The sequence below is a fragment of the Bifidobacterium sp. LH_413 genome (assembly GCF_056357015.1).
In genome coordinates this window covers 106,247-120,613 of sequence record NZ_JBKEVK010000005.1, presented here as the reverse complement: position 1 = coordinate 120,613, position 14,367 = coordinate 106,247, and the positions used below count along the sequence as shown (strand labels likewise).

The window sequence follows — 14,367 nt, the reverse complement described above, 5'->3', positions numbered from 1 at the left end:
GTACGAAGGTGCCGCGACCGAGGAGCGACGACGAGGACGCTCCATTACGCCAGCAATTCCTTGACGGCGGCGATGACGGCCTGCAGGCTCTTCTTCGCGTCGCCGAACAGCATCTGCGTGTTGTCCTCGAAGTAGAGCTCGTTCTGGATGCCGGCGTAGCCGGTGCCGCGGCCGCGCTTCATGACGACCACGTTCTGCGCCTTGTCGACGTCGAGGATCGGCATGCCGGAGACCGGAGTGCCCGGACGGCGGGCGGCCGGGTTGGTGACGTCGTTGGCGCCGACGACGAGGGCGACGTTGGCGGACGGGAACTGCGGGTTGATCTCCTCCAGGTCGACGAGCTCCTCGTAGGGCACGTTGGCCTCGGCGAGCAGCACGTTCATGTGGCCGGGCATGCGGCCGGCGACCGGGTGGATCGCGTAGGAGACCTCGACGCCGTGGTTCTTGAGCAGCTCGCCGAGGTCGGCGAGCTCGCGCTGGGCCTGCGCCTGGGCGAGGCCGAAGCCGGGCACGAAGATGACCTTGTCGGCGTAGACGAGCTGGACGGCGAGATCGTCCGGCGAGGTCTCCTTCATCGTGCCCTCCGGGCCGTCGCCTGCGGCCGCGGCGTCGGAGCCGCCGAAGCCGCCGGCGAGGACGGACAGCAGCGGACGGTTCATGGCCTGGGCCATGAGGATGGACAGGGTCACGCCGGCGGAGCCGACGAGCGCGCCGGCCACGATGAGGGCGACGTTGTCGATGGCGAGGCCGGACATGGCGACGGCGGTGCCGGTGCACGCGTTCAGCACGGAGATGACGACGGGCATGTCGGCGCCGCCGATCGGGATGACGAACACGAGACCGTAGCCGAGGGCGAACAGCGTCGTGAGGATCGACCACAGGAGGCGCTGGCCGGGCTGGACGCACAGCATGACGAAGCTGGCGACCGTGAGGACGATGAACGCGATGTTCCACACGCCCTTGCCGGGCAGGGTGAGCTTCTTCACCCACTTGACGCCCTGCAGCTTGCCGGCGGCGATGAGCGAGCCGGTGAACGTGACGGAGCCGATGAGGATGCCGAGGCCGGCGGTGATGAGCACGACGAGGTCCGGCACGCCCTCCTTGGTGAGGATGTCGTTGAGGGCGACGAGCGCGGCCGCGCCGCCGCCGACCGTGTTGAACACGGAGACGAGCTGCGGCATGTCGGTCATCTTGACCTTCTTGGCGGAGACGACGCCGGCGACCGCGCCGATCAGGATGCCGACGACGAGCACGACGACGGCGACCGTGTTGACGAAGCCCTTGGCGAACAGCACGATGAACGCCATGAGCACGGCGACGACCATGCCGAACGCGGAGATCTGGTTGCCCTTGCGGGCGGTCTTCGGCGAGTTCATGAAGTGCAGACCGACGACGAACATGACGGCGGAGAACAGGTAGACGAACCATGCGACGATGTCGATGGTTCCGACGGTTGCGGAGGCCATTTACTTATCCTCCCCCTTCTTCTTGTTGGACTTGAACATCTCGAGCATGCGGTCGGTGACGACGTAGCCGCCGACTACGTTCATCGTGCCGAGCACGGCGGCGAGGAAGATGAACACGTAGGCGAGCGGCGAGTTCGCCTCGGCGGCGACGATGACGACGCCGACGATGACGATGCCGTGGATGGAGTTCGCGCCGGACATGAGCGGGGTGTGCAGGGTGGCGGGCACCTTGCCGATCACCTCGATGCCGATGAGCAGCGCCAGCACGAACAGTGTGATGGAGACGACGAGCGTGGGCATTTGCGTTCCTTCCCTTCCTTACTTCTCTTCGGCCGCGGTCCCGGCGGCCCCGACGTGGCCGGCGACGACGAGCGCGGCGTCCAGCTCCTCGGACGGGTCCTGGGACAGTTTGCCGTCACGCACGAAGTGGGCGAGCACGTCGGCCACGTTGCGCGCGAGCAGGTCGGACGCGGTGGTGGCGACGCCGGAGGCGAGGTACGGCGCGCCGATGATGGTGACGCCGCCTTCGGTGGTCCGCGTGCCGATGGCGGATCCCTCGACGTTGCCGCCGAGCTCGGACGCGGCGCAGTCGACGATCACGGCGCCGCGCTTCAGGCCGTCGACGCCGGCCTTGGTGAGCAGCACCGGGGGCCTGCGGCCCGGGACCTTCGCGGTGGTGATGACGATGTCGAAGCCGGCGGCCTTCGCGTCGACGGCGGCCTGCTGCTCCTTCTGCTCCTCGGGCGTCAGGGCGCGCGCGTAGCCGCCCTCGCCCTGGCCCTTCGAGAAGTCGAGGCCGAGGTCGAGGAACTTCGCGCCGAGCGATTCGACCTCGCCCTTGGAGGCGGGGCGCACGTCGTACGCGGTGACGACGGCGCCGAGACGGCGCAGCGTGCCGATGGCCTGGAGTCCCGCGATGCCGGCGCCGAGCACGAGCGCCTTCGCCGGACGGATCGTGCCCGCGGCGGTGGTCATCATCGGCAGGAACGAGCCGTAGGCGTCGGCGGCGAGGATGGCCGCCTTGTAGCCCATCACCGAGTTCTGCGAGGTCATCTCGTCCATCGACTGCGCGCTGGACAGCTGGCGCGGCAGGCGTTCGATGGCGACGCCCACGATTCCGGCCTCATCGAGCGCGGCGACGTAATCGGCGTCGGTGAACGAGCCGAGCATGCCGATTACCCATTGGCCGGCCCTGAGCTCGGCGACGGTCCCGGCGGACGGACGGTCGACGAAGCCGAGCGCGTCGGCCTTGGCGATCACCTCGTCGCGCGGGGCGACCGTGGCGCCCGCCTTCGCATAGTCCTCGTCCGTGTAGTGAGCCGCGGCGCCGGCGCCGCGTTCGATCAGGCAGGAGATTCCGCTCCGCCCGAGCCTGGTGACGATGTCCGGGGTAAGCGCGACGCGGGATTCCGTATCCGACGTCTCGTCCAGCACACCGAAAGCCACCGTGGCTTCCTTGATTTCAGCCATGAGAGCCCTTTCTGACATTGGCCGTATCGTGTCGTACGTCGCCCAAGTGTAGCCGAAGACCGGCGGCGCGCCGGGAGAAACGTCCACGGACGCCTGCGTTTCCTACGCCACCGTAAGGTGACGTGTCGCGTTCCGGGCGCTAAACTGGCTGTTCTGAGACAGGACCAGACAAGGAATTGGGTCAAGGAGCAGCACGTGTCCGTTTTTTCCACGTTGAAGCAGCAAACCACGAACATCACGCGCAAGGCGTTGCGTCTCGGCACCGACTTCGTGCATCCGGTCGGCGACGACGCCGGCAACGAACCCGACTACGCCGGCGAGGACATCGCCCGCGAGGAGTCCATCGAGCTGCCCCACACCGACGTGTGGGGGCCGGACCGTCCGACGGTCACCGAGATCGACCCGGCTTCGGGGCTGCTGACCACCACCACGCAGGGCAATCCTCCGCTGGACATGGGCATGTCGATCTACGACATCTACGCCGACCGCGCCGAGCGCATGGGCGACGAACCGCTGTACACGTACAAGGAGGACGGCGAGTGGGTCACGAAGACCGCGAACGAGTTCCTCGCCGAGGTCCGCGAGATCGCCAAGGGACTGCTGCACTACGGTCTGAAGAAGGGCGACGGCGTGGCGTTCATGTGCCGCACCTCCTATGAATGGGATCTGACCGATGCGGCCGTCATGGCCTGCGGCGGCGTGCTGGCCACCATCTACGACACGGATTCCGCCGAGCAGATCCGCAACATCGTCAACAACTCCGACGCCCGTCTGCTCATCGTGCAGGACACCGCCATGCGCGACAAGGCCGACGGCGCCGTCGAGGAATGCCCGTCGTTGGAGCACATCGTGTGCATCGAGACCGGCGGTCTGGACGAGATCAAGGCGTACGGCAAGTCCGTGTCCGACGAGGAGCTGGACGAGCGCATCGACTCGGTGCAGAAGACCGACCTGTGCTCGATCGTCTACACGTCCGGGTCCACCGCCGCGCCGAAGGGCGTCGAGATGACGCACGAGCACTACTGCCAGACGGCGCTGAACCTGCCCGACTACATGCCGGACCTGCTGCATGACAAGAAGAACACGATTCTGCTGTTCCTGCCGCAGGCGCATTCGTTCGCGCGCGCCATCAACTACATCGTCGTCGCCTCGAACGTCCACATCTACATCGCGACCGGCATCAGGACGCTGATCTCCGACCTGCAGGTCGCCAAGCCGTCCATCATGATCGTCGTGCCCCGCGTGCTGGAGAAGGTGTACAACGCCGCCTCCCAGAAGGCCGGTCACGGCGCGAAGGGCATGGTGTTCGCCTCCGCGGTCGTCGCCGCGCAGGACTACATGAAGGAGGTCTCCGAGAAGGGCCATGCGGGCGCGTTGACGCGCACCAAGCGCGCCGCGTTCGACCCGGTGGTCTACAAGTCGCTGCGCGAGGTGCTGGGCGGCCGCGCCAAGTGGATCGTCGCCGGCGGCGCCCCGCTCGACCCGGAGCTGATGGCGTTCTTCCGCGGCGCCGGCGTGCCCGTGTACGAGGGCTACGGCCTGACCGAGACGACCGCGCCGTGCGCGTTCAACGTGCTGGGCGTCCCGTTCCACGCCGGTTCGGTCGGCATCGCGTTCCCCGGCTTCTCGCTGCGCATCGCCGAGGACGGCGAGATCCAGGTCAAGGGCCGCGCCGTGTTCCCCCGCTACCACAAGAACGAGGAGGCCACCGAGACCTCCTTCACCGAGGACGGCTGGTATGCGACCGGCGATCTGGGCCGCATCGACAACGACGGGTTCCTCTACATCACCGGCCGCAAGAAGGACCTCATCATCACGGCCGGCGGCAAGAACGTGGCGCCCGGCCCGATCGAGGAGGTCATCCAGCGTTGCGAGATCGTCTCGCAGGCGCTGGTGCTCGGCGACAAGCGCCCGTTCATCTCCGCGCTCATCACGCTGGACGAGGAGTCGCTGCGCCCGTGGCTGGAGGCGAAGGGTCTGGACGAGAACATGTCCATGGAGGAGGCCGCGAACAACGCCGCCGTGCGCGCCGAGGTGCAGAAGTGGGTCGATCAGGCCAACGAGGGCGTCTCCCGCGCCGAGTCGGTGCGCAAGTTCATCATCCTGCCCGAGGAGTTCACGCAGGAGAACGGCCTGATGACCGCGTCGATGAAGGTCATCCGTCCGAAGGTCATCAAGCGCTACGCGACGCTGCTCGCCACGCAGATGTACACGAAGAGGACCGCGCCGCGCCAGTGAGGCGCCTCTCCTCGTCCGCGCGACAGGGAGATATATGGAGGGGGGCCCGTGACGGAACCGAATGACAGGTTCCGTCACGGGCCCTTCCGTATGCGGCGGCCTTACGACGCGGCCGTCACTTCTTGCCCGCGTAGATCACGTTGTCGATGAGGTCGCGGTAGCGCTCGGTGATGGCCTCGCGGCGCGCCTTCATCGACGCGGTGACGAGCCCGTTCTCCTCGGTGAAGTCGTCGGGGACGATCTCGAACTTGCGGATGGATTCGGCGCGGGAGACGAGCTCGTCGGCCTGGTTGACGGCGCGCTCCACCTCGGCGCGCACGATCGGGTTGCGCGCGGCCTCGGCCAGGTCGGCGCACGGCTTCGCGCCCTGCGCCTGGAGCCACGTGTTCGTCTCCGCCAGGTCGAGCGCGACGATGGCGGCGACGAACGGCTTGCGGTCGCCTACGACGACGCACTGGTTGACGACCGGCGAGGTCATCACCGACGCCTCCAATTCGCCCGGCGAGACGTTCTTGCCGCCCGCCGTGATGATGAGGTCCTTCTTGCGGCCGGTCACGGTCACGAAGCCGTCCTCGTCGAGCGAGCCGAGGTCGCCGGTGTGCAGCCAGCCGTCGCGGATCTGCTCCTTGGTGGTCTCGGGGTGGTTGTGGTAGCCGACGCATACGGCGGGGCTCTTGATGCACAGTTCGCCGTCGTCGGCGATGCCGACCGCCGTGCCCTGCATGGGCAGGCCGATCGTGCCGATCCGGTATCCGGCGGTCGGATTCACGGTGGCGGGCGCGCATGTCTCCGTCATGCCGTAACCCTCGAGCAGCGGCAGGCCGATGCCGTTGAAGAAGTGGGCGATGGACCTGTCGAGCGGGGCGCCTCCCGAGACCGCGTATTCGACATGCCCGCCGAACACGTCGAGGATCGACCGGTAGACGAGCCTCGCGTAGAACGCATGCCTGAGGTTCAGCGCGAACGGGATCGGTCCGCCGGACTGCTGCGCCTCCGACCAGGCGCGCGCCGTGGCGGCCGCGCCCGCGAAGACGCGTCCCTTGAGACCGGCGCCGGCCTTCTGCGAGGCCGCATTGTAGATCTTCTCGAAGATGCGGGGCACGGCGAGGATGAACGTCGGCTTGAACGCGGCGAAGTCGGCGAGAATCGTCCTCAGGTTCCCGGACAGGCCGAGCGTGACGTTGCCGGCGAAGCAGAAGAACTGCATGTAGCGTGCGAACACGTGCGCGAGCGGCAGGAACAGCCATAGCCGCGCGTATTCGGGCATGGCGATGGCCGGCATCGACCTCACGCCCGAATAGGTGATGAAGATGAAGTTGCCGTGGCTCAGCTCGACGCCCTTCGGCGTACCCGTGGAGCCGGACGTGTAGACGATGGTGGCGAGGTCGTCGCCGCGGACGGCCTGTTCGCGTTCGCGGAACTCCGCGTCGGTGACGCCCTTGCCGTACTCCTCGAGCGTGTCGAGCGCACCGAAGTCGATGACGTACACGTCGCCGAGGTCCGGGCACCGGGAACGCACGGACTCGACCTTGTCGCGCTGCATGTCGTTCTCGGCGAACGCCATGCGCACGTTGGAATCGTTGAAGATCATGCTCACCTGCGCCGGCGAGTTCGTCTCGTAGACGGGTACGGTGAGCGCGCCGATCGACATGATGGCCATGTCGAGCGCCGTCCACTCCCAACGGGTCTTCGAGATCACGGACACCGCGTCGCCGGGCATGACGCCGCGCGCGATGAGGCCTTTGGCGAGCGCGATGACCTTGTCGCGGAATTCGACGGCGGTGAACGACCTCCACTCCCCCGTGCCGGGTTCCTTGTATTCGATGAGGGACCGGTCCGGAGTACGCGCGGCGCGCTCCTCCAGTATCGAGAACAGGTTCCTGTCGGTGTCGATCGGCTGTTCCAGCGGCCGCAAGTATTCCGTGATCATCGTCTCCGTGACCTCCTTGGCTGTGTCGTCACCGATTGTACCGTGCGTCCGTACGGTGCGACGGTCATTCCACCGGTTTGAGCGCGATGCGCCTGGGCCCGGCCAGCGTCTCGGGATCGAGGTAGTCCTCGCCGCGTCTGACGCCCCAGTGCAGGCAGGCCCCGTCGCAATGGTCCGAGCGCGCGCCCACCTCGCCGAACGGCTCGTCGCGGATGGTCCGCGCCCCGACGGGCAGGTCCGTGACGGCCGGTTCGAAGGTGAGCGTCAGTCCGTCGTGCCGGACGCTCACCACCTGTTTGCCCGCCACCGTTCCGGCGAACGAGACGACGCCGTCGGCGGGCGCAAGCAGTTCGTCGTGTTCCGCGGCCGCGAGATCGATGCCGCGATGGCCGGGCAGCCATGGCCGATCGGGGGCGTCGAACGCCTTCAAACGCTCGACGCGGCGCAATGGCCATGACAGCGTCCGGCGGCATTTCCCGTCCGCATCGGCTCCGATCCCCTGCGCCAGCGCGATGTTCCGGTTCCGGACGGTTCCGGACGGTTCCGCCATCGTGGATACGGTCTCCATGCCGGTCGCGCACCATGCCGTCATGACGCCGGTCCCGGATATGGTCCGGTCCGTCGGACGCCCGACCGCGACGGCGTCCCGGCGGACCGCGTCGGCGGTGGGCAGGAGCGTCACGATGGCGATGGCGGCCACCGCGATGAGCCGCATCCGGATCTCCCGGCGGCGTTCGGCGAGGCGTCGTCGTCTCCTGGCCATCACCGCGCGTCTGCGCCGTACGGCGCGTCGTGCTCCGTCATTCTGTCGCCATCGCCCGTCCATGTCGGCTCCTCATCATCGGCATCGTCATCCGGCCGATGCCGGATATCCGTCATCACCAACGATGACGCGGCGGACGGGTCCGGGTCCAGCCGTACGGGGAATGTGGATAGAGCTCCCGGAAATCTTCACAATCGCCCGCGGACCGTGGGTGCCGGATACGGGCGGCCGGGGAGGAGATGCAGGAGATATCCGGAATACGCATGCCCGGAATACGAAAGAACCCCGCACGATGGCGGGGTCCGGGATGGAGCGGACAACGGGACTCGAACCCGCGGTCTCAACCTTGGCAAGGTTGCGCTTTACCAACTAAGCTATGTCCGCATAGAATCCCGCCGTGAGAAGCGGGATTCAGTGGGCGATGTAGGAATCGAACCTACGACCCCTTCGGTGTGAACGAAGTGCGCTAGCCGCTGCGCCAATCGCCCGAATCGCTTCGGTATTCAGTTATCAGGCCGAATCACTTCGGCATGGTGGGCGATACAAGATTCGAACTTGTGACCCCTTCCGTGTCAGGGAAGTGCGCTACCTCTGCGCCAACCGCCCGGGCCTGCATCCAGCAGTCGACCGAATCGCTTCGGTTCGCTGAGAGGTGGGTACGAGAGTCGAACTCGTCTATACGGCTTTGCAGGCCGCTGCCTAACCGCTTGGCTAACCCACCGTAAGGTCGTCAACTCATCGGACCTTAGAGCGGACAACGGGACTCGAACCCGCGGTCTCAACCTTGGCAAGGTTGCGCTTTACCAACTAAGCTATGTCCGCATTTGGCCTTGGGGATTTCTCCCCGCCGAAGCACGAGTCACTACTATATCCATCCGCGGGCGAATTGCAAACACGGCGTGTCGCGGTTGCGCCGCACCCGCCTCCGGTTCGGCGTCGAGCACCGGAGAACGGCGGGATTCCGCCCCTGCACGCCCATGGCGAACAGCGGGCGAATACGCGTTCGGGCGGCATCGGCCACCGCTATTGTGGAAGGCATGAGCGAGGAACGGGATCCGCGGCAGAGCGTCATGCTCGCCGCCTTCGAAGGGTGGAACGACGCATGCCAGGCGGCGACCAACGTCATCCGGCATCTGCTGGGCCGCTACGAGGCGCGCGAGATACGCCACATCAGCTGCGACGGCTATTACGACTACCAGGTGTCCAGACCGATGCTGTGCCGGGTCACCGGACGGCCGCGCATCATCTGGCCCCAGACCACGTTCTACGAGATCGCGCTCTCCCCCGACCGCCGCATCTACACCCAGATCGCGCCGGAACCGAACTACCGTTGGCGCGAGTACTGCCGGCAGAGCCTGCATATCGCCGACGAGTTCGACGTCGACCGCATCGTCACGCTCGGCTCGATGTACGCCGACTGCCCCCACACCCGTCCCCTTCCGATCGACGTCTCCCACGACCTCGACGGATGCGGCAGCAGCTGCGACTGCGGCGCGAACGACGGCGAGGGCGGGTACAGCGGCCCCGTCGGCATCCCCACCGTATTGGACGACATGGCCCGGGAGCAGTCGTTCGACACCACGTCGATGTGGGTGTCCGTCCCCCAGTACACCGGCAACGACGATTGCGCGCCCGCCACGCTCGCCCTGCTGCGCCGCCTCGGCGAGGAGCTCGGCTGCGACCTCGACGAGGGCGATCTGCCGTCGCGGGCGGACGAATGGAAGGCGAAGGCCTCGATGCTGCTCAGATGCAGCGACCAGCTGGCCGACTACGTGCACCATCTCGAACAGCAATGGGACCGGGCGGAGGCGGCGCGCGCGGCCGCCTCCGAGAACCCCGGACAGGCGGAACGGCTCGTGAGGGAGACGGAGGACTTCCTCAGAAACCTGTGAACGGCGGCGTCCGGCCGGCCGAAGCGCCGCCGCCCGGCCCACGTTCAGCCCAGCAGGGAACGGCACATGGAGCGGTATTCGCCCACGTAGCCGCCGCCGAAGAACACGCAATGGCCGGCGATCGGGTACAGACGCCACAGGGTCATGCGCTCCTGCCAGCCCGCCTTGAGCGGATGGACGCCCTGATAGCCGTCGAGGATGTCACGCAGATAGGTCATGCCGAACAGTCCGAGCATGGCGAGGTCCTCCTCGCGGTGGCCGCCGTGCGCCGCCGGGTCGATGAGCACCGCCTCGCTGTAGCCGCGATCGGCGGTCCACATCACGTTGCCGCTCCACAGGTCGCCGTGCACGCGCGCCGGCTTGTCCAAGGCGGCGCGGCCGAGCAGGTCGGGCATCGCATCAATCACCCGCTCGGTGAGCGCCATATCCGATTCGTCGAGTTCGCCGCGGCGGATGCCGAGCTCCACCATCGGGCGGAGACGGCCTTCCGCATAGTAGGAGACCGGATCGTCCCATTCGCCGGTGTCCATCGGCACCGGGTCCTGCAGCGGGCCGAAATAACAGGTGCCGTCGTACCCGGCCGGCGCGGAGCCGAAATGCGGGGCGCCCGCGTCGTGCATGCGCGCGAGCGCCGCGCCGAAGTCATGCGCCGCCTTGACGGTGGGCATCGCGGAATGGACCTTCTCGATGTCGAGATGGTCGTCGCCCCAGCCGATCACCTGCACGACGCGGGGACCTCCCTGCGGCATCGCCTCGCCGAGCCATTCGAGGCCCCTCCCCTCGCATTCGAAGAACCCCTTCGGGGCGTATCCCCTGCTCTTGCGGTACGTATCCATGAATTCGCTCCTTCGTTGACGGGCCCCTCGCGGCCCTGGTCCTCGCCCAATTGTGGCCTCATTGTGTGCATTGTGCAAGACATCATCCGCGATGCGCCATGCATGAGTGCGGTCTTAGACCCCTATGAGTACAGTGGTCTTCGCAATTGACGAACATCGCAATACCCGAGTTCTAGAGGTTAGAGGGGTTTATGAATTTCTTCCAAGCGATTTTCCTCGGTCTCGTCCAGGCGCTGACCGAATACCTGCCGGTGTCCTCCAGCGCGCATATCCGCATCATCGGCGACCTGATGATCGGCTCCGATCCGGGCGCCGCGTTCACGGCCATCATCCAGCTGGGCACCGAGCTCGCCGTGATCCTGTACTACCGCAAGGACATCATCCGCATCCTCGGCGCATGGTTCGGCTCACTGTTCGGCCGTGAGGGCAAGGACTGGAAGTCCCGTCTGGGCGCGAAGAACCCGGACACGCAGATGGGCTGGTTCATCATCATCGGCACGATGCCGATCCTCATCGCGGGCCTGCTGTTCAAGAACATGATCGAGACGACGCTGCGCAACCTGTGGATCACCGTCACCGTGCTCGCCGTGTTCGGCGTGCTGCTGTGGATCTTCGACAGCCGCGCCAAGCAGGTCAAGACGATGAACCAGATGACCGCCAAGGACGCGCTGATCTTCGGCGTCGGCCAGATGCTGGCGCTCATCCCGGGCGTCTCCCGCTCCGGCGGCACCATTACGTTCGGCCGCGCCATGGGCTACACCCGCGAGGCCGCCGTGCGCGTGAGCTTCCTCATGGCGATCCCCGCCGTGTTCGGCGCGGGCATCCTGGAGGCCGTCTCCGCGGTGAAGGACGTCAGCGCCTGCGAGGCCACGAAGGCCGCGGACGCCTGCGCCGCGATCGGCGGCGCCGCCTGGCCGGGCTGGGGCCCGACCATCGCGGCCACGATCGTCGCGTTCTTCGTCGGCTACATCGTGATCATCGGCTTCCTGAAGTTCGTGAGCACCTTCTCCTACAAGGCGTTCGCCATCTACCGCATCGGCCTGGCCGTGGTGGTGGCCGTCCTGCTCATCGCCGGCGTCCTGCCGGCCATCGACCCGTCCGTGGCCGGCTGACCTCCGCCTCCGCCGGCTCACGCGGCGGACGGATGGCATGACGAAGGCCCCGTTGCGTGGTTCATGGGAATGAACCACGCAACGGGGCCTTCGTCGTAGGGCACGGCCGACGGCCTACCGGCGGCGGAACAGCCGCCGTAGCCGCCGAAGCGCTCTTCAGCCCAACGCGTCCTTCAATTTGCTGAAGAAGCCCTTCCTGCCGGACTGGCCGCCGGTGGAGGGCCGGGAGCTCTGCGCCACGTGGGTGGCGTCGCCGTCGTGCGAGGAGGCGAACCGCTCGATGAGGGAGCGCTCCTCGTCGTTGAGCTTGGTGGGGATTTCGACGGCGATATGCGCGATGAGATCGCCGCGCTCCCCCTGCTCGCGCATGCGGGTCACGCCGAGGCCCTTCAGTGTGACGGTGTCCTCGGGCTGGCAGCCGGCCGGGACGGTCACGGTCTGCTCGCCGTCGAACGTGTCGATGGTGAGCTCGTGGCCGAGCACGGCCCAGCTCATCGGCACGCGCACCCAGCAGTGCAGGTCGTCGCCGTCGCGGGTGAACTGCTTGTTCGAACGGATGCGGATGTCCACGTACAGGTCGCCGGCCGGGCCGCCGCCCTCGCCGACCTCGCCCTGTCCGGCGAGGCGGATGCGCGAATCGTCGCCGATGCCGGCGGGCACCTTGACGCCCACGTTGCGGGTGACGCGGACACGGCCGTGGCCCATGCACGAGGAGCACGGCTTGGAGATCACGTCGCCGTGGCCCTCGCAGCGCTCGCACGGCGCGGAGGTCATCATCTGGCCGAGCATCGTGCGCACGACCTTCTGGCGGTGGCCGCTGCCGTGGCAATCGGGGCAGGGGACCGGCTTCGAGCCGTCGGCGGACCCGGAGCCCGAACAGTCGGGGCACAGGCCGAACGTGGTGATGCGCACCTGCTCGGTGCCGCCGAACACGGCGGTCTTCAGGTCGATGGTCATGCTGGCGAGCGCGTCGCGGCCGGGCTGGGTGCGCGGGGTGGGCCCCTGCGAGCCGCCGCCGAACGCGCCGCCGAAGAACGTGCTGAACACGTCGCCCATGTCCCCCATGCTGCCGAAGCCGCCGGCGCCGAACCCCGCGGAGGAGTTCGGGTCGTTCGGATCGACGCCGGAGTCGTACATGCGGCGCTTGTCGGGGTCGCTCAGCACCTCGTAGGCGTTGTTGACCTCCTTGAACTTGTCCTCGAATTCGGGGCCGGCGATGTCGGGATGGTATTTGCGGCTCATCCGGCGGTACGCCTTCTTGATCTCGTCGTCGCTCGCGCCGCGCTCGACGCCCAGCACCTCGTAGTAGTCTGCCACGGTTCGTTCGTTCCTTTATGCCTGTATATCTTGTGTTGCTAGCGGGTTATTGTGCCATAAGGAGGGGTCAGCGCGACCGGTCGCCGGCGGCCGGCGGAGCCCCCTGTCCGGCGTCCGGAGGCGGATCGGGACGCGAGGGTTCGCCGTTGGCGAGGAACGCGGTCAGGTACCTCGCGACGGCCCGCACGGCGGCGATGGTGTTCGCGTAGTCCATGTGGGTGGGGCCGATGGATCCGACGAAGGCGACCGGCTCGCCGCCGGGTCCGTGGACGGCGGCCGTCGGGCATGGGGCGTCACCCTCCGCCGTCCGCATCCCGCTGTCGTCGGGGCCGGCCGCTTCCGTCGACGCGTCGTCGCCCGTCTCGGTCCTGCCGTAGCCGCTGGTGACGACGGCGGCGTGGAGCAGGCCCGGCGTGTGCGTTTCGGATCCGATGGCCACGCCGACGCCGTCGCCGCGCGCCGTCTCCTCGCTCAACGCGCTCATCAGCCGCATCAGCACGACCTGTTCCTCCAAAGCGTCGAACAGGGGCGCGAGGTCGGCCATGGTGCGCTGCTGGTGGGCGAGGCTGGATGCGCCGGACATGTACAGTTCGCTGCCGCGCTCGTCGTCGTGCATGACCGCGAACGCCTGCGCGAGCTGGCCGGCGAGCGCGGCGACGGCGTGGAAGCGTCGGTCGGCGCCGAGCGCGCGGATCCGCTGCGCCGCCTGTGCGAGCGACATCCCGCCGCATTCGGCGTTGACGGTGTCGGTGAACAGCCCGAGCAGTTCGGACGACGGCATGTCGGGCACGGCTATCGTGTGCTGCGCGACACGCCCGGTGTCGGTGATGACGACGGCGAGCAACGTAGCGGTCGCGACGGGCACCAGCTCCACGTGGCGCAGCGTGGAGCGCGCGAGCGACGGCGAGGCGACGACGGCCACCTGACCGGTGATGCGCGCGAGCAGCCGCGCGGCGCGCTGCAGCGTGTCCTGCAGGCTCGCCGAACCGGACAGGAAGCTGTCGATGCCGCGGCGCTGCGCGCCGGACAGTGGCACGACGGTGGCGAGACGGTCCACGAAATAGCGGTAGCCCTTCTCCGTGGGCACGCGCCCGGCCGACGTATGCGGCTGGATGAGGTAGCCCTCCTCCTCGAGCGCGGCCATATCGTTGCGCACGGTGGCGGAGCTGACCCCCAGATCGTGCTGTCTGGTGAGCGAGGCCGAACCGACCGGCTCCTGGGAGCGGATATAGTCCTCGACGACGGCGCGCAGGACCACCATGCGTCTCGTCTGCGGCATGCACGCCTCCTTCGTTACGTACCCGACGGGCACATTTCATCCATCATTCATGTCGTGTTCCACG

Annotated in this window: 10 protein-coding genes, 5 tRNA genes and 2 pseudogenes; 3 read left to right on the top strand and 14 right to left on the bottom strand. The window is 67.5% G+C overall.

Annotated elements, in window-relative coordinates; all coding sequences use genetic code 11:
- Positions 1–44: 44 nt before the first annotated feature.
- Genes AC1AYN_RS08690 through AC1AYN_RS08680 form a run of 3 tightly spaced genes read right to left on the bottom strand, consistent with a single transcriptional unit; the run spans position 45 to position 2,936 of the window.
- Positions 45–1,466, bottom strand: a complete 1,422-nt coding sequence (locus tag AC1AYN_RS08690) for an NAD(P)(+) transhydrogenase (Re/Si-specific) subunit beta (RefSeq protein WP_476502387.1) — start codon at positions 1,464–1,466, stop codon at positions 45–47.
- The gene (locus tag AC1AYN_RS08685) at positions 1,467–1,766 is read right to left on the bottom strand and encodes an NAD(P) transhydrogenase subunit alpha part 2 (RefSeq protein ID WP_034526141.1); all 300 of its coding nucleotides are present in this window, start codon (positions 1,764–1,766) and stop codon (positions 1,467–1,469) included.
- Positions 1,767–1,784: 18 nt separating this feature from the next.
- Positions 1,785–2,936, bottom strand: coding sequence for an NAD(P) transhydrogenase subunit alpha (locus AC1AYN_RS08680; RefSeq protein WP_476532943.1), 1,152 nt, complete (start codon positions 2,934–2,936; stop codon positions 1,785–1,787).
- Positions 2,937–3,131: 195 nt separating this feature from the next.
- Here AC1AYN_RS08680 and AC1AYN_RS08675 point away from each other — a divergent pair, with 195 nt between their 5' ends.
- Positions 3,132–5,174: an AMP-dependent synthetase/ligase gene (locus AC1AYN_RS08675; RefSeq protein ID WP_476532942.1), complete on the top strand. Its 2,043-nt coding sequence runs from the start codon at positions 3,132–3,134 to the stop codon at positions 5,172–5,174.
- A gap of 115 nt (positions 5,175–5,289) precedes the next feature.
- On the opposite strand, the gene AC1AYN_RS08670 is transcribed toward AC1AYN_RS08675, so the two are convergent.
- From AC1AYN_RS08670 to AC1AYN_RS08640, 7 genes are all read right to left on the bottom strand, one after another.
- Entirely contained in the window at positions 5,290–7,104 is a 1,815-nt protein-coding gene (locus AC1AYN_RS08670; protein ID WP_476532941.1) for an AMP-dependent synthetase/ligase, read from the bottom strand.
- Between the two features lie 64 nt (positions 7,105–7,168).
- Positions 7,169–7,534, bottom strand: coding sequence for a M23 family metallopeptidase (locus AC1AYN_RS08665; protein ID WP_476532965.1), 366 nt, complete (start codon positions 7,532–7,534; stop codon positions 7,169–7,171).
- Between the two features lie 641 nt (positions 7,535–8,175).
- Positions 8,176–8,251: transfer RNA gene (locus tag AC1AYN_RS08660), tRNA-Gly, on the bottom strand.
- Positions 8,252–8,282: 31 nt separating this feature from the next.
- A tRNA-Val gene (locus AC1AYN_RS08655) sits at positions 8,283–8,355 on the bottom strand.
- 43 nt (positions 8,356–8,398) lie between these two features.
- Positions 8,399–8,473, bottom strand: a tRNA-Val gene (locus tag AC1AYN_RS08650).
- A gap of 44 nt (positions 8,474–8,517) precedes the next feature.
- Positions 8,518–8,588: transfer RNA gene (locus tag AC1AYN_RS08645), tRNA-Cys, on the bottom strand.
- 28 nt (positions 8,589–8,616) lie between these two features.
- Positions 8,617–8,689 (bottom strand) — tRNA-Gly (locus AC1AYN_RS08640).
- A gap of 215 nt (positions 8,690–8,904) precedes the next feature.
- Between AC1AYN_RS08640 and AC1AYN_RS08635 the strand changes: the two genes are divergently transcribed.
- Positions 8,905–9,759, top strand: a complete 855-nt coding sequence (locus AC1AYN_RS08635) for a PAC2 family protein (RefSeq protein ID WP_476532940.1) — start codon at positions 8,905–8,907, stop codon at positions 9,757–9,759.
- A 44-nt stretch (positions 9,760–9,803) separates the two neighbouring features.
- On the opposite strand, the gene AC1AYN_RS08630 is transcribed toward AC1AYN_RS08635, so the two are convergent.
- Positions 9,804–10,595 (bottom strand): fructosamine kinase family protein, encoded by a 792-nt coding sequence (locus tag AC1AYN_RS08630; protein ID WP_476532939.1) that lies wholly within the window; start codon positions 10,593–10,595, stop codon positions 9,804–9,806.
- A gap of 191 nt (positions 10,596–10,786) precedes the next feature.
- Here AC1AYN_RS08630 and AC1AYN_RS08625 point away from each other — a divergent pair, with 191 nt between their 5' ends.
- Positions 10,787–11,707 carry an undecaprenyl-diphosphate phosphatase gene (locus AC1AYN_RS08625; RefSeq protein WP_476532938.1) on the top strand — a complete coding sequence of 307 codons (921 nt, stop codon included), beginning with the start codon at positions 10,787–10,789 and terminating at the stop codon, positions 11,705–11,707.
- 156 nt (positions 11,708–11,863) lie between these two features.
- On the opposite strand, the gene dnaJ is transcribed toward AC1AYN_RS08625, so the two are convergent.
- The 3 genes and pseudogenes from dnaJ to hrcA all read right to left on the bottom strand — a co-directional run.
- On the bottom strand, positions 11,864–13,024 hold the full coding sequence (gene dnaJ, locus AC1AYN_RS08620; RefSeq protein WP_476532937.1) for a molecular chaperone DnaJ: 1,161 nt from the start codon (positions 13,022–13,024) through the stop codon (positions 11,864–11,866).
- A 67-nt stretch (positions 13,025–13,091) separates the two neighbouring features.
- Positions 13,092–13,277 (bottom strand): annotated as a pseudogene (locus tag AC1AYN_RS08615) (hypothetical protein); the annotation flags it as partial.
- Positions 13,278–14,285, bottom strand: a pseudogene (hrcA, locus tag AC1AYN_RS08610) (heat-inducible transcriptional repressor HrcA); the annotation flags it as partial.
- Positions 14,286–14,367 lie beyond the last annotated feature (82 nt).